Source organism: Pseudomonas deceptionensis (assembly GCF_900106095.1).
Classification (GTDB): domain Bacteria; phylum Pseudomonadota; class Gammaproteobacteria; order Pseudomonadales; family Pseudomonadaceae; genus Aquipseudomonas; species Aquipseudomonas deceptionensis.
The window spans coordinates 3,803,848-3,827,156 of the sequence record NZ_FNUD01000002.1 but is presented as its reverse complement, the minus strand read 5'-3'; the positions used below and the strand labels follow the sequence as shown (position 1 = coordinate 3,827,156).

At 60.8% G+C, this 23,309-nt stretch carries 18 protein-coding genes; 14 read left to right on the top strand and 4 right to left on the bottom strand.

Annotated features, from left to right (window positions below):
* The first annotated feature begins 51 nt into the window (after positions 1 to 51).
* From BLW11_RS17535 to BLW11_RS17525, 3 genes are read left to right on the top strand one after another with little or no spacing between them, the layout of a single operon-like run.
* Entirely contained in the window at positions 52 to 1,383 is a 1,332-nt protein-coding gene (locus BLW11_RS17535; protein WP_048361560.1) for an MFS transporter, read from the top strand.
* 8 nt (positions 1,384 to 1,391) lie between these two features.
* Positions 1,392 to 1,712, top strand: coding sequence for a Rieske (2Fe-2S) protein (locus tag BLW11_RS17530; protein WP_048361561.1), 321 nt, complete (start codon positions 1,392 to 1,394; stop codon positions 1,710 to 1,712).
* Positions 1,709 to 2,719, top strand: coding sequence for a YeiH family protein (locus tag BLW11_RS17525; RefSeq protein ID WP_048361562.1), 1,011 nt, complete (start codon positions 1,709 to 1,711; stop codon positions 2,717 to 2,719). Before BLW11_RS17530 ends, BLW11_RS17525 begins: the two co-directional genes overlap by 4 nt.
* 58 nt (positions 2,720 to 2,777) lie before the next feature.
* Here BLW11_RS17525 and BLW11_RS17520 read toward each other — a convergent pair whose 3' ends face one another.
* Complete coding sequence (locus BLW11_RS17520) at positions 2,778 to 3,797, bottom strand: AraC family transcriptional regulator (RefSeq protein WP_048361563.1); 1,020 nt, start codon at positions 3,795 to 3,797, stop codon at positions 2,778 to 2,780.
* Positions 3,798 to 4,037: 240 nt separating this feature from the next.
* Between BLW11_RS17520 and BLW11_RS17515 the strand changes: the two genes are divergently transcribed.
* From BLW11_RS17515 to BLW11_RS17490, 6 genes are all read left to right on the top strand, one after another.
* Positions 4,038 to 4,604 (top strand): RBBP9/YdeN family alpha/beta hydrolase, encoded by a 567-nt coding sequence (locus BLW11_RS17515; RefSeq protein WP_193790197.1) that lies wholly within the window; start codon positions 4,038 to 4,040, stop codon positions 4,602 to 4,604.
* A gap of 109 nt (positions 4,605 to 4,713) precedes the next feature.
* Entirely contained in the window at positions 4,714 to 6,576 is a 1,863-nt protein-coding gene (locus BLW11_RS17510) for a DUF1302 domain-containing protein (protein WP_048361565.1), read from the top strand.
* A 39-nt stretch (positions 6,577 to 6,615) separates the two neighbouring features.
* On the top strand, positions 6,616 to 7,974 hold the full coding sequence (locus BLW11_RS17505; RefSeq protein ID WP_048361566.1) for a DUF1329 domain-containing protein: 1,359 nt from the start codon (positions 6,616 to 6,618) through the stop codon (positions 7,972 to 7,974).
* Between the two features lie 66 nt (positions 7,975 to 8,040).
* Positions 8,041 to 9,114, top strand: a complete 1,074-nt coding sequence (locus BLW11_RS17500) for a WD40/YVTN/BNR-like repeat-containing protein (RefSeq protein WP_048361567.1) — start codon at positions 8,041 to 8,043, stop codon at positions 9,112 to 9,114.
* Between the two features lie 31 nt (positions 9,115 to 9,145).
* Positions 9,146 to 11,683: an efflux RND transporter permease subunit gene (locus tag BLW11_RS17495; protein ID WP_048361568.1), complete on the top strand. Its 2,538-nt coding sequence runs from the start codon at positions 9,146 to 9,148 to the stop codon at positions 11,681 to 11,683.
* A 20-nt stretch (positions 11,684 to 11,703) separates the two neighbouring features.
* Positions 11,704 to 13,347 carry a fatty acid--CoA ligase gene (locus BLW11_RS17490; protein WP_048361569.1) on the top strand — a complete coding sequence of 548 codons (1,644 nt, stop codon included), beginning with the start codon at positions 11,704 to 11,706 and terminating at the stop codon, positions 13,345 to 13,347.
* Between the two features lie 15 nt (positions 13,348 to 13,362).
* Here the strand turns inward: BLW11_RS17490 and BLW11_RS17485 are convergent, their stop codons facing one another.
* The 3 genes from BLW11_RS17485 to BLW11_RS17475 all read right to left on the bottom strand — a co-directional run bounded on the left by BLW11_RS17485 (position 13,363) and on the right by BLW11_RS17475 (position 18,252).
* A complete protein-coding gene (locus tag BLW11_RS17485; RefSeq protein ID WP_074836854.1) occupies positions 13,363 to 14,484 on the bottom strand; it encodes a tryptophan 7-halogenase in 1,122 nt (373 codons plus the stop codon).
* Positions 14,474 to 16,504: a CTQ-dependent lysine 6-oxidase LodA gene (lodA, locus tag BLW11_RS17480; RefSeq protein WP_048361570.1), complete on the bottom strand. Its 2,031-nt coding sequence runs from the start codon at positions 16,502 to 16,504 to the stop codon at positions 14,474 to 14,476. Before lodA ends, BLW11_RS17485 begins: the two co-directional genes overlap by 11 nt.
* A gap of 410 nt (positions 16,505 to 16,914) precedes the next feature.
* Complete coding sequence (locus BLW11_RS17475; protein WP_048361571.1) at positions 16,915 to 18,252, bottom strand: amidohydrolase; 1,338 nt, start codon at positions 18,250 to 18,252, stop codon at positions 16,915 to 16,917.
* A gap of 188 nt (positions 18,253 to 18,440) precedes the next feature.
* Here BLW11_RS17475 and BLW11_RS17470 point away from each other — a divergent pair, with 188 nt between their 5' ends.
* From BLW11_RS17470 to BLW11_RS17450, 5 genes are all read left to right on the top strand, one after another.
* Positions 18,441 to 19,397, top strand: a complete 957-nt coding sequence (locus tag BLW11_RS17470; protein WP_048361572.1) for an AraC family transcriptional regulator — start codon at positions 18,441 to 18,443, stop codon at positions 19,395 to 19,397.
* A 186-nt stretch (positions 19,398 to 19,583) separates the two neighbouring features.
* Entirely contained in the window at positions 19,584 to 20,939 is a 1,356-nt protein-coding gene (gene benA / locus BLW11_RS17465; protein ID WP_048361573.1) for a benzoate 1,2-dioxygenase large subunit, read from the top strand.
* Positions 20,939 to 21,427, top strand: a complete 489-nt coding sequence (gene benB / locus BLW11_RS17460) for a benzoate 1,2-dioxygenase small subunit (protein ID WP_048361574.1) — start codon at positions 20,939 to 20,941, stop codon at positions 21,425 to 21,427. The genes benA and benB overlap by 1 nt, the downstream gene beginning before the upstream one ends.
* Positions 21,428 to 21,496: 69 nt before the next feature.
* On the top strand, positions 21,497 to 22,507 hold the full coding sequence (gene benC / locus BLW11_RS17455; RefSeq protein ID WP_048361575.1) for a benzoate 1,2-dioxygenase electron transfer component BenC: 1,011 nt from the start codon (positions 21,497 to 21,499) through the stop codon (positions 22,505 to 22,507).
* Positions 22,508 to 22,529: 22 nt separating this feature from the next.
* Positions 22,530 to 23,291 (top strand): 1,6-dihydroxycyclohexa-2,4-diene-1-carboxylate dehydrogenase, encoded by a 762-nt coding sequence (locus BLW11_RS17450; RefSeq protein WP_048361576.1) that lies wholly within the window; start codon positions 22,530 to 22,532, stop codon positions 23,289 to 23,291.
* Positions 23,292 to 23,309 lie beyond the last annotated feature (18 nt).

Genomic DNA, 23,309 nt, shown 5'->3' with positions numbered 1-23,309 from the left:
CAGGACAAAAAACAACAATAAAAAACAGGTGCAAGACACCGAGGAGGCTGCATGGCCTATCACCACAGCTCTGTGGACGATGAAGAAGACACGTCGGCCGGTATCCCGCGCAGATATGCCTGGATTGTGTTCGCACTGACTTTTGGTTTGTTGATTTCCGATTACATGTCCCGCCAGGTACTCAATGCCGTATTTCCGATACTCAAAATCGAGTGGGCACTGAGTGACAGCCAGCTCGGCCTGCTCAGTGGCATCGTCGCGCTGATGGTCGGCTTGTTGACCTTCCCCTTATCGTTGATGGCCGACCGCTTTGGTCGCGTCAAAAGCCTGGCCCTGATGGCCATGCTATGGAGCCTGGCCACGCTGGGCTGTGCCCTGGCAGAGAATTACCAGCACATGTTGATTGCGCGCTTTATGGTCGGTGTCGGCGAAGCGGCCTATGGCAGTGTCGGCATTGCCGTGGTGGTCTCGGTGTTCCCCAAAAGCATGCGTGCCACCCTGGCCAGTGCCTTTATGGCGGGCGGCCTGTTTGGCTCTGTGCTCGGCATCGCCCTAGGCGGGGCAATCGCCGCCAAGTTGGGCTGGCGCTGGTCGTTCGCGAGCATGGCGCTGTTCGGCCTGGTACTGGCTGTGCTTTACCCGTTGGTCGTCAAGGAAGCCCGGATCGCTCCGCAACGCCTGGCCAGCTTCAGGAACAAGGGCAAAACGGTGCTCAAACGTCCGTTGCGCACGTTGTACAGCACCCGTTCGGTGATCGGTGCTTATGTGGGCAGTGGGTTACAGATGTTCGTGACTGGCAGCCTGATTGTGTGGATGCCCAGCTATCTGAATCGCTATTACGCCATGGGCGAGGCCAAGGCTGGCAGTGTCGCGGCAATCATGGTGCTGTGTTGCGGCGCCGGGGCAATCATGTGCGGCATGCTCAGTGACCGTCTTTGCCGTCAGTCACCCTTGCGCAAAATCGAAATATCCATCGCCTATTGCCTGGGCAGCTGCCTGCTGTTGTCGCTGGCGTTGATCCTGCCTGCCGGGCCTGTGCAGCTGGTGCTGATCGGTATGGGCATGCTGGTGGTTGCGGGTACCAACGGCACTTGCGCCGCCATGGTTGCCAACTTGACCCACTACTCGGTGCACGGCACGGCGTTTGCCACCCTGACCCTGGCCAATAACCTGCTGGGCCTGGCGCCGGGGCCATTTTTTACCGGCCGGGTATCGGACGTTATTGGTCTGCATGGAGCGCTTCAGTGGATGCCACTGATGAGCATCGCAGCGGCGGCAGTGTTCTTCTATACCCGCCACCATTACCTCAACGATGTGGATCGCGCCAAGGTTCAAGACGCTGTTGATGCGCCCTGCAAACCTGCATGCGAGGTGCTGTCGTGAGTGCTTTCATGCGAATTGCAGTGCCCGCCGAAAAGGTTCCGGCACCCGGGATGCGCACCTTGTTCGAGCCTGCGGGTAACAGCCTGGCGCTGTTCAATGTCGCCGGGAAACTTTACGCCATCGACGACAGTTGCCCGCATCAGGGCTCATCGCTGTGTGGCGGCCGCCTTGAGGGCCGGGTGATCCAGTGCTGTGCCCACGGCCTGCGCTTTGATCTGGCCAGTGGCTACCTGCTCAATTCCACCCGCCTGAAAGTCGCCAACTACCCGGTTGAGGTGGTCGACGGCCAGGTGTTTATTGTCCTCGCTGCACAGGTACTTGCCGTATGAGTGTCATCGCCCTGGCTTCTGCCAACAGCCGCGTGCGGGAACTGGCCCCCGGTTTTATCGTGAGCCTGACGGTCGCGGCAGCGGCGAGTTTTCTCTCTGAGCACTACGGTGCGCCCGTGATGCTGTTTGCCCTGTTGCTTGGCATGGCGCTGAACTTTCTTGCGGGGGAGGGTACGTGCAAGGCCGGTATTGAATTCACCTCCCGTACCGTGTTGCGCATAGGCGTGGCGCTGTTGGGGATGCGCATCACCCTGGAGCAGATCGCAGCGCTGGGCTGGAAACCCGTGGCACTGGTGGTGATTCTGGTGGTTGTGACCATCGTGGTGTCGGTAGTGGCGGCCAGGGCCATGGGCTTTCAGCGCCTGTTCGGCATGCTTACCGGCGGTGCCACGGCCATCTGCGGTGCCTCCGCGGCGCTGGCGCTGGCAGCGGCCTTGCCCAACCATCCGCAGAAGGAGCGGGCCACGCTGTTTACCGTGATTGGCGTATCGGCGCTGTCGACTACGGCCATGATCATTTATCCGATGATTGCAAACTGGCTTGAGCTCACACCGCAACAATCCGGGGTGTTTCTGGGGGCGACCATCCATGACGTGGCCCAGGTGGTGGGGGCCGGTTACAGCATGTCCACCGAAACCGGCGACACCGCCACCGTGGTCAAGTTGATGCGGGTGGCCATGCTGCTGCCGGTGATCGTGTGCGCCGCGATGATTACCCGCATGCAGGGCGCTGACCCGGCAGGCAAGCGACCGCCTTTGTTGCCCTGGTTTGCTGTGGGCTTTTTGCTGTTGGCGTGCATCAACAGTACCGGTTGGGTGGCGCCGGTGGTGCAGGGTTTTACCAATGAACTGTCGCGCTGGTGTCTGGTGGTGGCGATCAGCGCTCTGGGCATGAAAACCCAGCTCAAGGAGCTGGCCGCTGTGGGGATAAAACCCATCCTGCTGATGCTGGGGGAGACGGTATTTCTCGTGGTGCTGGTGCTGTTGCTGATGCACTGGGGCCTGTAAAACCGATGCTCCGTTTGCGGTCGCCTGTGCATGCAGGCGGCCGTTTTTTTGTGCGGGCTCAGTGGTCCTTACGCGGTGCGGTTTTGTGTTCGCTGCGCCAGACGGCGGGCGGCATGCCGAACTGGGAAATAAACCAGCGGGTGAACGAGCTGGGCATGGAGTAGCCGAGCATGTCGGTGATCCGGCCCAGGGAGTAGCCGGGGTTTTCCAGGTAGCGAATCACCAGGTCGCGGCGCACGTGATTGATCAATTCACTGAAACTGGCACCGTCATCTTCAAGGCGGCGCTGCAGGGTGCGCACGTTCATGCCCTGGCTCTGGGCAATCTGCTCGATGGTGGCGCGGCCCATGGGCAGCAGCAGGTAGATGGATTTGCGCACGTCGAATGCCAGTGAACAGTGGTTTTTGCTCTGCAGCGAATCCAGGTAGCGCTGGGCGTGGCGGGCCATGGCCGCATTGGCCAGCGGGTTGGCCGTGTCGAGGTTGGTGGCGGGGCAAACGATGCCGTTGAACTCGCAGCCAAAATCCACTTTGCAGCCGAAGATGCGGCGATGCACGCTCAGGTCGCTCGGCGCCTCATGGGTAAAGCACACATTGATCGGGCTCCAGTGCGCGCCGAGCAGGGCGGCACAAAAGCGATGCATGACGGCAATGGCCAGTTCGATGGCCTGGCGGTTGCCGGTGGCGACCTCAGTGATCAGCTCTTCACGAATGATCACGGTCTTGCCGGTCTCTTCAATGAAAATCGCCAGCGAGTCGTTGAGCAGGTGACGGTACTGCACGATCACTTGCAGGGCATCGCGCAGGTTGTTCTGGTGGCTGAGCAGCAGGCTCACCTCACCGAAGTCTGACAGGTGCCGCAATTCGGCCATGCGCAGGCCCAGGGTTTCGCAGCCGCTCTGTTGCGCTGAGTGCTCCAGCAAAGTGACGGCGGCGTTGGCCGGAATGTGTTGCTTGGGGTCACTGAGAATCGAGGTGCTCAAACCCGCTTGAGCCAACAGCGTGTTCACGTTCAACCGCAAGTGGCGAGCCACTTCCAGGTAGTTGGTCAGTGCGGCGGATCGGGCGAGAACGGTCATGGCGTGTATGTCTTCCCTTGGGTGACAAATAGAGGTCTCACGACCGCACTGCCGGGCATTTATAGAGGTTTGGTCGTGGAATGAAAAGTACCCGGGGGCAAACCAGCGGCCTCATCCGGTGTGGCTGTCATCAAAAGAGAAGTGGTTGACGCCAAATGTGAAGCGTTGGCACCGGGCCAAATCTACTGTGCAGCTAGCAGGTTCGCAGCGTTGACGAAACCTGCGATGGAGTGTGCAAAGGTGAATGAATCGATGAGTCAAACCACTGTTTTGATTGTTCCCGGCTTGCGTGATCACGTGCCGCAACACTGGCAAACGCTGCTGCAGGCCCGGCTGGGCAAGGTCCGCTCGGTACCGCCCCTGGAAGAAAACAAGCTCAGCCTCGCGGCCCGTGTGGATGCAATCCAGCGGGAGCTGCAGGCCATCAACGGCCCGGTGATTCTGGTCGCCCACAGTGCCGGCGTGCTGATGGTGGCGCACTGGGCGGCCTTGTATGACCGCCCGATCAAGGGCGCCTTGCTGGCTGCACCCCCCGACCTTGAGGCCACATGGCCTGAAAATTACCCGAGCCCGCAAAGCCTGCGGGCCAATGGCTGGGCCCCTTTGCCCAAGGGCGCACTGGGGTTCCCCTCGATCGTGGCCGCCAGCACCAACGACCACCTCGCCAGCCTGCAGGCAGTGACCGAAATGGCCCGGGGCTGGGGCAGTGAACTGGTCAACCTGGGGGCTGTAGGGCATCTCAATCCGGCCGCCGGTTACGGCGACTGGCCTCAGGCCGACGGGTTTATCCGCACCCTCGACCGCTAGTTCAAACACCCGAAAAACTCACCTCAAACATGCTCGCATCAGCGCCGGGACCCGGTGCGGGCCGTTGTTAAAACCAAAAAAACAAAAACAAGAAAACGGAGACAACGTCATGCACAACACGACAGGTCGCAGCCTGCTGGGCACAGCCATGCTGCTTGCCTCAATGCCCGCTGCCCAAGCCCTTGAACTCACCGACGGCACTGAAGACTGGGCCGTACGTTTCGATAACACGCTCAAGGCCAGCTATGGGCAACGGGTTGAGAACCAGAACGGGAAAATTGCCGACACCGCCAACCTCAACGATGGCGACAAGAACTTCAGTGTCGGTAGCGCAGTGACCCAGCGGGTCGATCTGCTGACCGAATTGGATGTGGTCTACCAAGGGAAAATGGGCTTTCGTGTCAGTGGCGCGAGCTGGTACGACCACGCCTATGACCATGTGGGCTCCAATTCCAACCCGTTCCCCGGGCAGGCGGGCAATGCGGGCAACCTGGTAGCCGCCCGTCCTGCCGGTGGCGGCGCGATCCGGCCCGGTGACTCGCTCAACGGTCATGCGCCGGTCAAACATGGACTGAGCAACTACACCGACCGTTATTACAACGGGCCGTCCGGTGAAATCCTCGATGCCTTTGTGTTTTACAGCACTGAAATCGGTGACGAGTCGATGCTCAGCGCCAAACTGGGCAAGCACAACGTCTACTGGGGCGAGACCCTGTTCAACGCGGCCAACGGTATCAACTACGGGCAGTCGGCCCTCGACCTGGCCAAGCTGTACAACGTGCCCGGTACCGAAACCAAAGAGCTGTTCCTGCCGCGCAACCAGCTCTCCGTGTCGTTCACGGTCAACCCTGAACTGACGTTGGGCGCGCAGTACTTCCTGGAATTCCAGAACTCGCGCCTGCCCGAAGGCGGGACCTACATGGGCGGCTACGACATGCTGGGAGAGGGCGCCGACGTTTTCTGGCTGCCCGTGCCGGGATTGCTGGGCGGGGCCGGAGCCTACTACGGAGCTCCCCGCGGGCATGATGTAAAACCGCGCAACTCCGGCGATTTCGGCTTGATGGCCAAGTGGAGCCCGGCCTGGCTCGACGGTACTCTGGGGTTTTACTACCGCAATACCTCGGACACCATGCCCTCGGTATTGATCAACGCGCCCAACCTGCACCTGCCAGGGCTGGCCGGCCTGCAAGGCGTCGAGTACCTGACCGCCTATGCCGATGACATCGACATCTACGGCATCAGCCTGTCCAAAAGCGTTGGCCCGGTCAGTGTCGGCCTTGACCTGAACTACCGCGAGAACATGCCGCTGGTGAGCAACTTCAGCACCATTAACTCGACGTTGAGTGCAGAGGCGGGCGCCGGGCTGGTCAACGGCGCCAACCTGATCGGTGCCGTACCGGGCAACGGCGATACCGGGCTGGCCCGGGGCAAGACCTTCCACGTGGTGCTCAACGGCCTGGTGAGTTTTGGCAAGACGCCGCTGTGGGACTCATCGTCGCTGGCGGTTGAAGGTGCCATGACCCATCTGGTGAGTGTCGACAAGGGCAAGCAGACCTTCAAGGGCGACTCCAGCTACCGGGGGGTCGACAAGGTCGACACCAATGCCTACACCCTGGCGGTCAACCTGACCCCGACCTGGTTCCAGGTCGTGCCGGGCGTCGATATGTTCATGCCGCTGTCCTACAACGTTGGCCTCAAGGGCAACTCGGCGGTCCAGCTGGGCGGCAACGAGAATGCCGGCAGCTACTCCATCGGCGTCGCTGCCGACATCTACCAGAAGTACAAGCTCGACCTCAAATACGTCGATGCCTTTGGCCCTTTCGATACCTGCGAAACCGGCTTCGACAACAACACCCCCGGGACCAATGGCCTGTACCAGTGCATCCCCGGCCAGATCACCTCACAGGCCGGTCTGTCGCCGCTGTTGAAAGACCGCGGGATGGTCACGGCTTCGTTCAAGACCACCTTCTGATTGACGCTCGAATTATAAAAACAAGTGGAGAGAATTCAGATGAAATTTCCAAGCAGTGTGCTGGCAATTGCCCTGGCAGCGGTGATCGCCGGCCAGGCCCAGGCGGGCGTATCGGCCCAAGAGGCCGCGAAGCTGGGCACCAGCCTGACGGGGGTGGGCGCCGAGATGGCGGGTAATGCCGACGGTTCGATCCCGCCCTACAAAGGCGGTCTGACCACGCCTCCCGCCAGTTTCAAGGCCGGTGACAGCATGCGCCCCGACCCCTTTGTCGACGAGAAGCCGCTGCTGGTCATCGATGGCAAAAACGTCGAACAGTACAAGGGGCTGTTGACCGCCACCACGGCGGAACTGGCCAGGCGTTACCCCACTTACCGCATTGATGTGTATCCCACTCACCGCACGGTCGCCTTGCCTGCGTCGGTGCTGGATAACAGCCGTAAAAATGCCACCGAGGCCCGGAGCCTCAATGGCGGCCTGGCCATCGACAACGTACTGCCCGGTGTGCCGTTCCCGATCCCGCAGTCAGGCAGCGAGGCCATGTGGAACCATCTGCTGCGCTACCTGGGTACCAATATCAGCAGCAAATATGACTCCTGGAACGTCGATGCGGCGGGGGTGCCGACACTGTCCACCACGGCACTGGCGTTCATGAATTATCCGATCTACGAAAACATGACCAAACCGGTCGCCGGCACCGATATTTTTTACCAGATGAAGCTGTACTACACCGGCCCTGCGCGCCGTGCGGGTGAGGCAATCATGCTCAAGGACTCGGCTGACCCCCTGGCCCAACCGCGCAAGGCCTGGCAGTACCTGCCCGGTCAGCGACGGGTCAAGCTGGCGCCGGACCTGGCCTACGACACGCCAAACCCGGGCACGGCCGGCACCAATACCTACGACGACACCTTCGTGTTCATGGGCGCGCTGGACCGTTACGACTGGAAGCTGGTGGGCAAGCAGGAACTGATCGTGCCCTACAACACCTACCGGCTGACTTACGCCGACCAGGCCAAGGCGCTGACCACGGCCAACCATATTGCCCCCGACTACGTGCGCTGGGAGAAACACCGAGTGTGGGTGGTGGAAGCCACGCTCAAGCCGGGTGCGCGGCACATCTACCACAAGCGCCGCTTCTACCTGGATGAAGACAGCTGGATCGCGTTGGCCTCCGACCAATATGACGCCAGCGGCAAGCTCTACCGGGGTGCCTTCACCTTCCTGAGCCAGAGCTACGACAAGCAGACCCCCGACACCACGCCGTTCATGATTTACGACCTGGTGGGCGGCAACTACAACATCAACGGCATCGTCGGGCCGTATGGCGGCATCAAGTACATCGAGACTCTGTCCAAAGTGCAGTGGGCACCGGATGCCCTGGCAGGGGCCGGTATTCGCTGAGTGACCGACTCTGACGCCGGGTTGCGCGCAGGTGCAGCGCGGCGTCGTTCTCCTGGAAGGTGCTGTATGGGTTCTTTGAAAAAAATCACGCGGGCGTTGCTCTTTTCGCTGTTGGTGCTGTTGCAGGGTGGCGCAGGGGCGGCAGCTTATGTGGATGTACTGGAGCTGCCGGCCGAGCCGAGTGCACTGGCCGTGCGCAGCCCTTTGGTAGGCATCACCCGGGCCGGTGAGCGCCTGGTCACCGTGGGGCAGCGTGGCCACATTCTGTATTCCGATGACGCGGGTCAGCGCTGGGTACAAGCCAGCGTGCCGGTGAGCAGCGACCTCAATGGGGTGTTTTTCCCCACGGCCACCCAGGGCTGGGCGGTGGGCAACGACGGTGTGGTGCTGCACAGCAGCGACGCCGGGGCGTCCTGGAGCAAGCAGCTGGACGGTCGGCAGATTGGCGACTTGCTGGTCAGGCATTACAGCGCGCTGGCCACTGCCGAACCCGCCAGCGAACAATGGCCCTTGTGGGTTGCCGAGGGTCAGCGCCTGGCCGCCGAGGGCGCCGACAAGCCGCTGCTCGACGTCTGGTTCGCCAACGACCGGCTGGGGTATGTGATCGGGGTGTTCAACCTGATCCTGCGCACCGAAGACGGCGGCCTCAGCTGGACGCCGTTCCAGGATCGCACCGACAACCCCCAGGGGTTTCACCTCAACGCCATCGCCTCGACCGGGGACGGTTTGTACATCGCCGGCGAGCAGGGCCTGCTGCTCAAATGGCAGGCTGACCAGCAGCGGTTCGCAGCCTTGCAGACCCCATATCAGGGCAGTTTTTTCGGGGTGATCGGCAAGCCCGGTGAAGTCATCGTCTATGGCCTGCGCGGCAATGTGTTGCGCAGCACCGATGGCGGCGGGCACTGGAGCCCGCTGAGCAATGACCTGAAAGTCAGCATCACCGCCGCCCTCGTCAATCCTCAGGGGCAGTACGAGCTGTTTACCCAGACGGGTCAGGCGCTGCTGGGCCAGGCACATGGCACGCGGTTGCAACTATTGGCGCAGCAGGCCCCGTCACCCGTGGCCGCCGCGGCGTTGGCGGCCGACGGTACGCGGGTAGTGGTGGGTAGCCGGGGTGCGCACGCACTGGCCGGCGAATAAGTCCTCGAACAATCAGAGCGAGAACCCAGACATGGGCAATATCAAGCAAGACACCATGCCGGTGATCCGCGATCTGCGTGACTTCGATCGCCAATCCGGCAACCTGCTGGAGCGGCTGGTGTTCAACTACCGCCCGTTGTTCATGTTGTTGATGGCGCTGGTCACCGTGCTGCTGGGCTATATGGCGCTGTCCCGTCTGGAACTGCGCCCCAGTTTCGAAAAAATGATCCCCCAGAGCCAGCCTTACATCCAGAACTACCTGGATAACCGCAAGTCGTTGCGCGGTCTGGGCAACTCGGTGCGGGTGGTGGTGGAAAACACCCGGGGCGATATCTTCGACCCCGGTTATCTGGATGTGCTCAAGCAGGTCAACGACCAGCTATTCATCACCGAAGGCGTTGACCGGGCCTGGATGAAGTCGCTCTGGAGCCCGGGCGTGCGCTGGACCGAAGTCACCGAGGAAGGCTTTCAGGGCGGGCCGGTGATGCCCGGGACCTATCAGGGTTCACCGGCGGACATCGAGCAACTGCGCCAGAACATCAATCGTGCCGGCATCGTCGGCAGCCTGGTGGCCAGCGACTACAGATCCAGCATGTTGATCGTGCCCCTGCTGGATAAAACCTCGGCCACCGGTCAGGGCATCAACTACCAGCAATTTTCGCGGCTGCTCGAAGAACAGCTGCGGGACAGGATCGAGTACGCAGGCGACAGCGCGGCACGCAAGTCCGGGGAGGAGGGCAAGGGTCAGTACAAGGTGCGGGTGATCGGCTTCGCCAAACTGATGGGCGACCTGATCGATGGCCTGATTCAGGTCATGATGTTTTTCGCCCTGGCCGTGATCACGTCGCTGGTGATCATCTATCTGTACACCCGTTGTGTGCGCAGCACCTTGCTGGTGGTGGGGTGTTCGCTGGTCGCCGTGGTCTGGCAACTGGGCATCGTGGCCTGGCTGGGCTATGCCATTGATCCCTATTCGGTGCTGGTGCCGTTCCTGATCTTCGCCATCGGCGTGTCCCATGCGGCGCAAAAGATGAACGGCATCATGCAGGACATCGCCCGTGGCACCCATAAGTTGATCGCTGCCCGTTATACCTTCCGCCGGCTGTTTATTGCCGGTGTCACCGCGCTGCTGGCTGATGCGGTGGGCTTCGCGGTGCTGATGCTGATCGATATCCCGGTGATCCAGGACCTGGCCATTACCGCCAGTATCGGGGTGGCGGTGCTGATCTTTACCTCGCTGTTGCTGATGCCCGTGGCGCTGTCTTACATCGGTGTCGGGCGCAAGGCGGCCGAGCGCGCCCTGAAAATAGAGACCCGCGCGGATGGGCACAAAGGCTTTGGAAAACTCTGGGATCTGCTCGACCGTTTCACCACCCGCAAATGGGCTACGGGCGCGGTACTGGTGGCAGTGCTGATGGGCATCGGCGGCTTTGCGGTCAGCCTGCACCTGCAAATCGGCGATCTGGACAGCGGCGCCCCGGAGCTTCGTGCAGACTCGCGCTACAACCGCGACAACGCCTGGATCACCAGCCACTACGCGCTGTCCAGCGACCTGTTCGCGGTGATGATCAAGACCGCACCGGAAGGTTGCCTTAACTACCGGACACTGATCCTCGCCGACCGCCTGGCGTGGCAACTGCAACAGTCGCCAGGGGTACAGGCAACGTCGTCGCTGGTGAACGCCGTGCGCCAGATCACGGCGGGGTCCTATGAGGGCAACCCCAAGCTCAACAGCATCCAGCGCAACCAGGACGTGCTCAACTATGCGGCCCAGCAGGCCTCGGTCAACTCCCCGGAGCTGTTCAATACCGACTGTTCGCTGATGCCGGTGATTGCCTTTCTCAAGGACCACAAAGCCCGGACCCTGGACGACGTGGTGGCTATTGCCGACAGATTTGCCAAAGACAACAGCACCCCGGACCGCCAGTTTCTGCTGGCTGCCGGTACGGCGGGCATCGAGGCCGCGACCAATATCGTGGTGCGCGAAGCCAACCGCACCATGTTGCTTTACGTGTACGCGGCGGTGACGCTGTTCTGCCTGATCACCTTTCGCAGCTGGCGCGCCACTCTGGTGGCCTTGCTGCCGCTGGTGTTGACCTCGATCCTGTGCGAAGCGTTGATGGTGTTTATGGGCATCGGGGTGAAAGTGGCGACCCTGCCGGTGATCGCCCTGGGCGTGGGGATCGGCGTGGACTACGCGCTGTACTTGCTCAGCGTGCAACTGCATTACCAGCGTCAGGGCCTGTCGCTGGGCGAGGCGTACCGCAAGGCGGTGTCGTTTACCGGCCGGGTCGTGGGGCTGGTGGGCATTACTCTGGCGGCCGGCGTGGTGTGCTGGGTCTGGTCGCCGATCAAGTTCCAGGCGGACATGGGTATCCTGCTGACCTTCATGTTCCTGTGGAACATGCTGGGGGCGTTGATCCTGATTCCTGCTTTGTCGTACTTCCTGTTGCGCGAGCCTGCGTTGCGCCGCCATGCTGGCGAGGATGAGTCAGCAACGGTGTGCGCCCGCGAGGCCGCCAACGGTAAACCATCGGGCATGCGTCATGCCCTCACAACGTCTGAGTAACCGGATCAGGAAGATCAGTCATGCTGAAAACAAAAATAATTGCACCCGCACCCGGCGCCTATGCGTACCCGTTGCTGATCAAGAGCCTGCTGCTGTCGGGTGAGCGCTACGGCGCCGCCAACGAGATCGTCTACGCCGACAAACTGCGCTACAGCTACACGACCCTCAACCAGCGCATCCGCCGGCTGGCCAATGCGCTGACGGCGGCCGGGGTCAAGGCCGGCGACACCGTGGCCATGCTCGACTGGGACAGCCACCGCTACCTGGAATGCTTTTTTGCGGTCCCGATGATTGGGGCCGTGCTGCACACGGTCAATATTCGTCTGTCCGCGGATCAGGTGCTGTACACCATGAACCACGCCGAGGATGACCTGGTGCTGGTGCATGATGATTTTGTGCCCTTGATCGAGCAGATCCATGACGGGCTGACCACTGTCAAAGGCTATGTCCGGCTCTCGGATAACCCCGCGCCCGACACCTTGCTGCCGATGCTGGGGGAGTACGAAAGCCTGCTGGCCGAGGCCTCGCCCGACTATGACTTTCCCGACTTTGATGAAAACTCGGTGGCGACGATTTTCTACACCACGGGCACCACCGGCAGCCCCAAAGGGGTGTATTTCACTCACCGCCAGTTGGTGCTGCATACCCTGACGGCCACGGGTTCACTGAGTGGCTACCAGAGCATGCCACTGGTGCGTTGCGATGACGTCTACATGCCCATCACCCCTATGTTCCACGTGCATGCCTGGGGCGTGCCGTATGTGGCGACCCTGATGGGAATCAAGCAGGTGTACCCCGGGCGCTACGAGCCCAACAGCCTGGTCCGGCTGTTCCGCGACGAAAAGGTCACGTTCTCCCATTGCGTGCCGACGATCCTGCAAATGATCCTGGGCTGCGAGGAGGCGAAGAACACGCGCCTGGACGGCTGGAAAATGCTCCTGGGGGGCAGTGCCCTGACCCTGGGGATTGCCGCCCAGGCCAGCGCCAAAGGCATCCAGATACACAGTGGCTACGGCATGTCCGAGACCTGCCCGTTGCTGTGCACCAGCTACCTGAGCGGGGTCGAACTCGAGCAATCCACGCAAGCGCAGCTCACCCTGCGCATCAAGACCGGGATGCCCACCCCGATGGTGGATCTTAAAATCGTTGATGCCGACGGCCATGCCGTTGCCCACGATGGCGAGGCCCTGGGCGAGATCGTCGTGCGTGCGCCGTGGCTGACCCAGGGCTATTTGCACGAGCCCGAAAAAGGCGCCGAACTGTGGCAGGACGGCTGGCTGCACACCGGCGACCTGGCCTCCATCGACCCTGCGGGCAGGGTCGAAATCAAGGATCGAATCAAGGATGTGATCAAGACGGGAGGCGAGTGGATCAGCTCCCTGGACCTGGAAAACCTGATCAGCGAACACGCCTCGGTGATCTCTGTGGCCGTGGTGGGCATTGCGGACGAGCAATGGGGCGAGCGGCCAATGGCGCTGGTGGTGTGCATCCCCGGGCACGCGGTCGACCAGTCGATACTTGAAGCCCATCTGCAACAGTTTGTAGCCAGTGGCCGGATCAACAAATGGGCCATACCCAAGCAGTTCGACTTTGTTGCAGAAATCCCGAAAACCAGTGTTGGCAAGATCAACAAGAAGCTGATCCGGGAGAATCAGCGTATCTAGTCAGACAGGGTTGGCTCAAGTCACGCCGGCGCTGCCCTGACGGCGAGCCCAGAACGGTTGATCGCTGAATCGGGTTTCGACGTTGTAATAGCTGCGTTTGAGAGTTTGATATTCCTGCACATGGCGCTGGATATCGTCGGCGTAAGCCGCTTGTTGCAGGGCGTGATCCTGGGCCCGGTCAATGCAGCTGGCGGCAAGTCGTGCGGCATGTATTCCAGTGCTCAGGGCGTAGCCGATACCCATGGACGACAAGGGATCAAACGCCGCTGCTGCATCACCCGCTGCAACCCAGCCACTCCCGCAACTGGGTTGCAACTGCTGTGAATGGGCAGGCCAGATATGCAACTCCTCCATCATGGTCCGTTCTACCAGGCGTTGGCGTGTATGGGGTGCCTGTGCCAGTGCGCTTGCCCAGAGCTGCGTGCGGTCGGCATGGGAGGCCTGCAAGACGTCGGCATCGGTCATCAGCACGGCAATCGTTCTGCCGTCCGGTATCGGTGCGCTGTACCACCAGCCCTGGCCAATGGCCTCGACCAATGAGCTGGCCTCGATCGGTGTATCGCTGGCGGCAAAGTAGGCTGACACGCCCACCAATCGGTCATGTTGCACGGTCTTTGCGCCCATTGCCCGGCCAAGCCAGGCACTGCGGCCACTGGCGTCGATCAGGTAGCGGCACGAGATCGGTTGACCGGTCTCATCGTCCAGTTTGACTGTCCAGCCTGATGCTTGCCTGTGGACCTGACTGATCCGTGTTCCCAGCACCAACTGTGCACCGAAACTGCGGGCTGCATTGGCCAGACCAGCATCGAAACGTGCGCGGTCCAGGTGCCAGCCGTGACCGCGACCGGTAAATAGAAAATCTCGGGTGCTGACCTGTGCATCCCCCCAGGCAGCCGTGAAGGCATGGGAAGGGGCAAAATTACCCTGGCGGAAATGCTCGCCAACCCCCAGATAGTCCAGCAAAGGCAGAACGGCAGGGGACAAGGTTTCGCCGACCTTGTCCTGTCCGTAGCAGGTTTGTTCCACCAACATCACCGAGAGACCGGTATGACGAAGCAGGGTGAGGGCGGCCGCACAACCGGCGGGGCCTCCCCCTGCAATCACCACATCAACGATCTTCGGCCCGCTAGCGGCCAATATGACCTCGCGCCGACATGGCCCCGAAGACCTGGATTTTCTCACGCTGCGGATCAGGCGCCAGATACCAGGTGTTGAAGAAGTTGACGTCAGCACCGCTCACCACGTTGGCCGCACTAGCCACCGCCACACTGGCACTGATGAAACGCTCGTTGTTGCGCTCGGTCTCCACGAAGTTGGGGAACAGGTCGCGATAAGGCCCTGTCACTTCATTGGTAATGAACCCCAGGTAATGCCAGGCCTGGATCATCTCCGAGAAGCTGTTGATGCCCCTGTTGTAGATCGACTGCATGCCCGCAGGTATGCCAGCCTGTTCCTGAGCCTGTGCCGAGAGATTGCCGGGGATAACGTTCCACGGGCTTTGTGGTGGCCACCAGTAGGCGTAGTACGCCGGTGCTTTGGGAATGCCGTCGGCCTTGTTGGTTTGCGGGTCTGTGAAGTTGATGTTCTGCACGGTGCACTGGTAGAAGTCCGACTGCCAGGGCGTGGCCATGCGCTTGGTCAAGTCTCCGGGTTCGCAACCCTGGAAGGTGGCCAGTGGGTCTGTTTCGTTTTCGTTCGGGTCCAGGCCATGCTGGCGGTAGAAGTCTGCATCGTGCCTGTGCTTGATCCGATAAGGCGCTTCATAGAGTTCCTTGCTGTAAAGGCTCCACGTGACCTCAATGCCAGGACAGAACGGCCCGCCCACGCAGTTGCCGATACTGGCGCGGTCCAGCGTGACGACCGGCGACACGGCCTCGCATTCACGGTTGTCAAATTTCCCGGCAGCCCACTGGCTCAACAGAAAGTACTGGGTACGGGTCAATGTCAGGAACTTGTCCAGCACCTCATTGCTGACAGAGTTGGAACCTGAATTGAGTGGCATCAGCGGGGCATTGCTGTCCTTGTCGAACAGCACGGCGGTTTGCCCGCCGGTAAAACCGTTTTCGCCCGGCTTGCGGAACAGGCTGAAATAGGCCTTGCGGTGGCTGAGGGATTTATCGCTAGCGTCAGTCGCATCGAAAGGCGCAGGCGAGAAGCTGTTGAGTGCCGGAATCGCAGCAACCCAACGGTAACCCGCCGGGCGCTTGATAATCGGTTCAATATCGCGCTGATAGTTGGCGATGTAATCAGTGTTGTACTGGCCCTGGCTGTACATTTGCGGGTCCAGGTTCAACTCCCGCACGCCTACATCGAAGGCCACATCATCCAGCGTGACAATGTTCTGCAACTCAGGTGCAAACTTGGGTGAAGCCACCACACACCAGGCCCTGAGGATTTGCGGGGCGCTGCCGTTCTTGAAAGTCACCTTGCAGGTAACCGGGCCATCAGAGATGTCGTCATGCCAACTGTCGGCCCCGGCAAAACTGGTGATGGGCAGATCGCCCCCGGCATTGCCGTAACCCCCCAGTACCAGCAACCGGCCCTGACTGTCGGTAAGGATTGCCCCCAACGTATCGATGGCCAGGCCCTGGCCCGGGTTACCGTTATTGCTTTTGTTGTACGTTGGAAACGAGCCGTGAGGATAGTCCTTGGGGATGTTGTCGCGTGCGAACTCCAGCTTGGGCTGCCGGGCCCCGGACACAGTTCGCGGACCTGGATCGATCAGCAACTCGCTTTGTCGCTGTGGCTGCGCAACGCTGCTGTTGCGCAACGGCACTTTACAGGCCTCGTAGCTGTTGAGAGCCCCCAGCAGCAGGTTGCCCTGCAATTCGCTGAAGGTGTACCAAGCAGCTTTTTTGTTGGCCAGGTGAACCGTCCACTCCATGCCGGCAATCGCGGGATCGTCGAGTGTCACCTCATGGCTGTAGCCATCATCCGCCACCGCAAACAGGCAGAAACGCGCGGCCTGACGCTTGACGCAGCCCATCCCGTCCTTGTACTGGCTAACATACACGGGGTGCATCTTATCCCGCACTTGATCTCCCTGTGGGCTGCAGACCAATGGTCTGCCGCCCAATTGCTCCGGGGCCAGATAAAAGTCAGTCAGGCTGTTGCCCACGCGGGCAATACCGATACTGGGACCGATTACATACTTCATTACTGCTCTCCTTGTCTTGCCTTCCATAGTCCCGCAGCCCATACACAGGCGTTGGGGTTTGCTTGCAGGTCACCGCAAGACGACAGGAGCCAATACAGCGTTACCAGACATATTTGGCCGGAACGTCAGTGCGTAATGTATGAGGCATAACAACAGCCCGGGCAGGCTGCCTGTTGGAATACGAAAGGGGGGGGAAAGAGCGGCGTCATGGGAAGGTCAGCCCCGGTACGCCGAAAACAGTCGGATACGAGTGTTCATCCTTGCAACTGTCCAGATTCCTTAGTCACTGAACCTTAGTTCGTGCCAAATAGATGTCAAATTGATATCGGATAGATGGCGCAGATTTCGGCTGAAGTACCACGTCGTCTGCACCGCGAGCAGCCCGCTCCCTCTGATTCAATCAAATGACCTCAGAGGCCGTGGCCCGCCCGCCCCGGATAATTCATCACAAATTGCACATGGGCCTTCACGCCCGTGGCCAGGGTTTTATCGTCGACGGTGAAGTAGGGGCTGTGGTTATTCGCTGCTTTGCTCATGTCCTGCCCTTCAGGCGTGGCCCCCAAAAAGACGAACAGGCCCGGCACCTTCTCGGCGTAATACGAGAAGTCTTCGCTTGGCGACAGGGATGATTCCAGTCGTTGCACCTTGCCCGGCGCCGCCAGTTCAAGCGCCGGGACCATGGCTGCGGTCAGTTGCGGGTCGTTGGTGGTAACCGGGGCATGGTTGACCAGTAGCAGGTTGGCTTCGGTCTCATAGGCACTGGCGATGCCTTGCACCAGTGGCGGCATTTTCTTCAGCAGGGTGTCGCGTACCTGCGCGCTGTTACTGCGGATGGTGCCGGTCATTTCCACGGTTTCGGGAATGATGTTGGCCGCTGAACCTGCATTGATAGTACCAACGCTGATCACGCCCATGCCCTGGGTCTGGTCGGCGCGCCGACTGACCAGGGTTTGCAGGCCGTTGATGATGCCTGCGCTGGCCACCACCGGGTCAACCCCGCTCCAGGGTGCCGAGCCGTGGGTCTGCTTGCCTTTGACGATGATGCGAAAACCGTCGCTGCTGTTGAGCACCGTACCGGCCTTGTAATACAAGTGGCCGGTTGGATAGCCCGCCATCACGTGCACGCCGAAGATGGCCTCGACCTTGGGCGAATCCAGGGCGCCGTCGCGGATCATCGCCTGCGCGCCAATCAGGGTGTCGGCTTCGAATTCGTCCACGTCCGCCGCACCTTCTTCAGCGGGCTGGAACAGGAACACCACGGTACCTGCCACCTGATCGCGGTGCTCGGCGAGGACTTTGGCTGCGCCCAGCAGCATGGCGGTATGGGTGTCATGGCCGCAGGCATGCATCACCGGCACGGTCTTGCCCAGGCGGATGCCGGTAGCCTGGCTGGCATAGGGCAGGCCGGTCATTTCCTTGACGGGGAGCGCGTCCATGTCGGCGCGCAGGGCCATCACCGGGCCCGGCAGGCCGCCCTTGAGCACGGCAACCACGCCTGTTTTGCCCACTTGGGTTCGCACTTGCAAGCCCAGGCTCTTGAGCTGGTCGGCGACCAGGGCTGCGGTCTTGAATTCCTGATTGCCCATTTCTGGGTTCTGGTGAATGGTGTTGCGCAGCGAGATCACCTGGGCATTGACCGAGGCAACGGCGGGGTCGACCCAGCTCAGGTCACCCGCCTGGCTCGTGGTGGCAGTCAGTGCGCTCAATAGCGCGAGGTACAAGGGGGCAGGGCGTAGACGAGCGAACATTGTTGTTCTCGGTGTGTTGTTTTAAGCCGCACAGGTTATGTCGTCTCACGCCGGTGTGGCGCACCCGGCCAGCTAAAAGTGTTCGATTACCGGACATTAGCCAGGAGTCCAATTGATCTGCCCCTGTGACCGTGCCTACTCTGCTGCACGTGACAACCATAATAATGACAACACCGAGTACCTTGCCGATGGATAGCCGCCTGCTGAGCGAGCGCAGTAGCGTGTTCCGACACGCAGACCCTCATGCTGTATCCGATTATGTTAACCAGCATGTCGGCCAGCACTGTATCGGCCTCTCCAGAACCACCCGGCCGCTGGCCAGCCTCAATCACCGAAAATTCGCCGAGCTCGATCTGTGCCGTATCAGTTATGGCGGCAGTGTGCGGGTGACTTCGCCTGCGCTGGAAACCATCTTCCACTTGCAAGTGCTGTTGAGCGGCAATTGCCTGTGGCGTGGCCCGAGCCGGGAGCACCATCTGGTGCCGGGCGAGCTGCTGCTGATCAACCCGGACGACCCGGTCGACCTGACCTACTCGCAGGACTGCGAAAAGTTCATCCTCAAGCTGCCGGTCCACGTGCTCGAATCGATCTGCGACGAACAGCGCTGGCAGCGGCCTGCGGGCGGCGTGCGCTTTGTGCGCAATCACTACCGGCTCGATGAACTGGAAGGGTTTCTCGGTTTGCTGGGCATGGTTTGCCAGGAGTCCGAGGCCAGCGACCCGCTGCTGCGGGTGCAGGAGCACTACACGCAGATTGTCGGCAGCAAGCTGCTGACCCTGATGCAGACCAATATCAGCCGTGAAAACCTTGCATCACCCCATGCCGGAATCGAGCGCATCCTCGACTACATCGAGCGCAACCTGAAGCAGGAGCTGAGCGGTGAAGACCTGGCCGTACAGGCGTGCATGAGCCAGCGTTCGCTGTACACCCTGTTCGAGCGCCAGCTGGGCGTTACGCCTTTGCAGTACATCCGCCAACGCAAGCTTGCGCGTGTCCACGCCTGCCTGAACGACCCGAGTTGCACGGTGCGCAGCCTGACCGAACTGGCGCTTGATTACGGCTTTTTGCATTTGGGGCGCTTCTCCGAAAGCTATCGCTTGCAGTTCGGCGAGCTGCCCTCAAGCACCCTCAAACGCCGGCATTGAAACACCCCCTCCCCACTGTGGGGGCGAGCCTGCTCGCGAATGCGCTTCGCGAGCAGGCTCGCTCCCACGATTGAAACATCCCCTTGGCGCACTAATCGGATAACGATCCGCAGTAAACGGATATTGCGCCTTGAATCGATTCCCTAACCTGACCCGGCCTGGATAATAACAACGGAGGCCCCGGCCATGTCCCTGGGAATCGATTACTTGAATGCCATGCTTGAAGACGACAAGGAGAAGGGCATCTATCGCTGCAAGCGCGAGATGTTCACCGACCCTGATCTCTTCGAACTCGAAATGACCCATATTTTCGAGGGTAACTGGATCTACCTCGCACACGAGAGCCAGATCCCCAACGTCAACGATTTTCTGACCACCACCATAGGGCGCCAGCCGATCTTCATCGCGCGCAACAAGGCCGGTGAACTCAATGCTTTCCTCAACGCCTGCAGCCATCGCGGCGCCATGCTGTGCCGGCACAAGACCGGCAACCGGGCCAGCTACACCTGCCCGTTCCACGGCTGGACCTTCAATAACAGCGGCAAGTTGCTCAAGGTCAAGGACCCGAGCGCGGCCGGCTACCCCGAAGGTTTCAATTGTGAAGGCTCCCACGACCTGACCAAAGTTGCCCGTTTCGAGTCCTATCGCGGCTTTTTGTTTGGCAGCCTCAACCCCGACGTCAAATCCCTGGCAGAACACTTGGGTGAGTCGGCCAAGATCATCGACATGATCGTCGACCAGTCCGCCGATGGCCTGGAAGTACTGCGCGGCGCCAGTTCCTATATTTTCGAAGGCAACTGGAAGCTCGCCGCCGAAAACGGTGCCGATGGCTACCACGTCAGTTCCGTGCACTGGAACTACGCTGCCACGCAAAACCAGCGCACCCTGCGTGAAGCCGGCGAAGAAATCAAAACCATGAGCGCCGGTAGCTGGGCCAAGAGCGGTGGCGGTTTCTATTCCTTTGAGCACGGCCATCTGCTGCTCTGGACCCGCTGGGCCAACCCCGAGGATCGCCCGGCCTACGAGCGCCGCGACGAGCTGTCCCGCGACTTCGGTAAGGCCCGCGCCGACTGGATGATCGAAAACTCGCGCAACCTGTGCCTGTACCCCAACGTCTACCTGATGGATCAGTTCAGTTCGCAAATCCGCATCGCCCGGCCCATTTCCGTCGACAAGACCGAGATCACCATTTACTGCATCGCCCCCAAGGGCGAGAGCAGTGAGGCGCGCACAAAACGTATCCGCCAGTACGAAGACTTCTTCAATGTCAGCGGCATGGCCACCCCGGATGACCTGGAAGAGTTCCGCTCCTGCCAGACCGGTTACGGCGCAGGTCGTGGCTGGAACGATATGTCACGCGGTGCCGAGCACTGGATTGAAGGTGCCGATGCCGGCGCCGAAGAAATCGACCTCAAGCCCTTGCTGTCCGGTGTTCGTACCGAAGACGAAGGCCTGTTTGTGCTGCAACACAAGTACTGGCAGCAAACCATGCTCAAGGCCTCGGCGTGCGAACCTGAGCTGATCCCGCTGGAGGCCGTGTAATGAACAGCCTCTATGGAGTGGTGTGCGAGTTTTTGTATCGCGAAGCGCGTTACCTGGACGACGGCCAGTGGGATCAATGGCTGGAACTGTACGCCGCCGATGCGAGCTTCTGGATGCCGTGCTGGGACGACAACGACACCCTGACCGAAGACCCGCAAAGCGAAATTTCGCTGATCTGGTACGGCAGCCGTGGCGGCCTGGAAGACCGGGTGTTCCGGATCAAGACCGAGCGCTCCAGTGCGACCATGCCCGACACTCGTACCTCGCACAACCTGAGCAATATCGAGATCGTCGACGAGGCCGACGGGCTGTGCCGCGTGCGTTTCAACTGGCACACCCTGAGCTTTCGCTACAAGACCACCGACAGCTACTTCGGCACCAGCTTTTACACCCTCGACCTGCGCGGCCCCCAGCCGCTGATCAAGGCCAAAAAAGTAGTGCTCAAGAACGACTACGTGCGTCAGGTCATCGACATCTACCACATCTGATCAACGCTGTGATGCGTACTTGAAGGTGCCTGCGGGCACCCGGGTCCGGCATTGCCTGCGAGGTACATTATGAGCTTTCAAATTGCGCTCAATTTCGAAGACGGGGTTACCCGTTTTATCGAAGCCAACGGCCAGGAAACCGTCGCCGATGCGGCTTACCGTCAGGGCATCAATATCCCGCTGGACTGCCGCGACGGTGCCTGTGGCACCTGCAAGTGCTTTGCCGAAGCCGGAAGCTACGAGCTGGGCGACGAATACATCGAAGATGCGCTGAGCGAAGATGAAGTTGCGCAGGGCTACGTGCTGACCTGCCAGATGCGCGCCGCCAGCGACTGTGTATTGCGTGTGCCGGCTTCTTCGACGGTGTGCAAGACCCAGCAGGCCAGTTTTGAAGCGAGCATCAGTGATGTGCGCCAGCTGTCCGAGAGCACGATCGCGCTGTCGATCAAGGGCGAGTCCCTGAGCAGCCTGGCCTTTTTGCCGGGTCAGTACGTCAACTTGAACGTGCCGGGCAGCGACCAGTCGCGGGCCTATTCTTTCAGCACGCTGCAAAAGGATGGCGAGGTCAGCTTTCTGATTCGCAATGTGCCGGGCGGGTTGATGAGCAGCTTCTTGACCGGCATTGCCAAGGCAGGCGACAGCATGACCCTGGCCGGGCCGCTGGGCAGCTTCTATCTGCGCCAGATCCAGCGCCCGCTGTTGCTGCTGGCCGGGGGCACGGGGCTGGCACCGTTTACCGCGATGCTGGAAAAAATCGCCGAGCAGGGCAGCCCGCACCCGGTGCATCTGATCTATGGCGTGAGCAACGACTTTGATCTGGTTGAGCTGGATCGCCTGCAGGCCTTGAGCGCCCGCATTGCCAATTTCAGCTTCAGTGCCTGCGTGGCCAACCCGCAGAGCCAGCACCCGCTCAAGGGCTATGTCACCCAGCACATCGAGCCATGCCATCTGAACCAGGGCGATGTCGACGTGTACCTGTGCGGCCCTCCGCCGATGGTTGAGGCGGTCAACCTCTATATCCGCGAGCAAGGCATAACACCGGCCAATTTCTACTACGAAAAATTCGCCGCTGCCGCTTGATTCCTTTTTAGACGAGGTTGCCATGAACAACAGATTCGACAACAAGGTCGCGCTGGTCACCGGCGCAGCCCAAGGCATTGGCCGCCGTGTGTGTGAACGCTTGCTGGCTGAAGGCGCACGCGTCATTGCGGTGGACCGTTCCGAGCTGGTTTTCGAGCTGCAGGGCGAGGGCGTGCTGACCCTGACGGCCGACCTTGAGCAATACACCGACTGCGCTCGGGTGATGGCTGAGGCGGTAAAAACCTTCGGCCGTCTCGACATTCTGATCAATAACGTGGGCGGCACCATTTGGGCCAAGCCGTTCGAGCACTACCAGGTCGAAGAAATCGAGGCCGAAGTGCGCCGTTCGCTGTTCCCCACCCTGTGGTGCTGCCATGCGGCGCTGCCCTACATGCTGGAACAGGGCCATGGCGCGATCGTGAACGTGTCTTCAATCGCCACCCGCAGTGTCAACCGTGTGCCTTACGGCGCGGCCAAGGGCGGGGTGAATGCACTGACCGCCTGCCTGGCGTTCGAGAACGCCGAGCGCGGCATTCGGGTCAACGCCACCGCACCGGGCGGTACCGAGGCACCGCCGCGCCGGATTGCGCGCAATGAAGCCCAGCCGACGCCGGACGAGAAAGTCTGGTACCAGCAAATCGTCGACCAGACCCTGGACAGCAGCCTGATGAAACGCTACGCCAGCCTGGATGAACAGGTCGGCGCGATCCTGTTTCTGGCCAGCGACGAAGCCTCCTATATCACCGGCGTAACCCTGCCGGTCGGCGGCGGCGACCTCGGCTGAAGGGCCGGTATCAAGTAC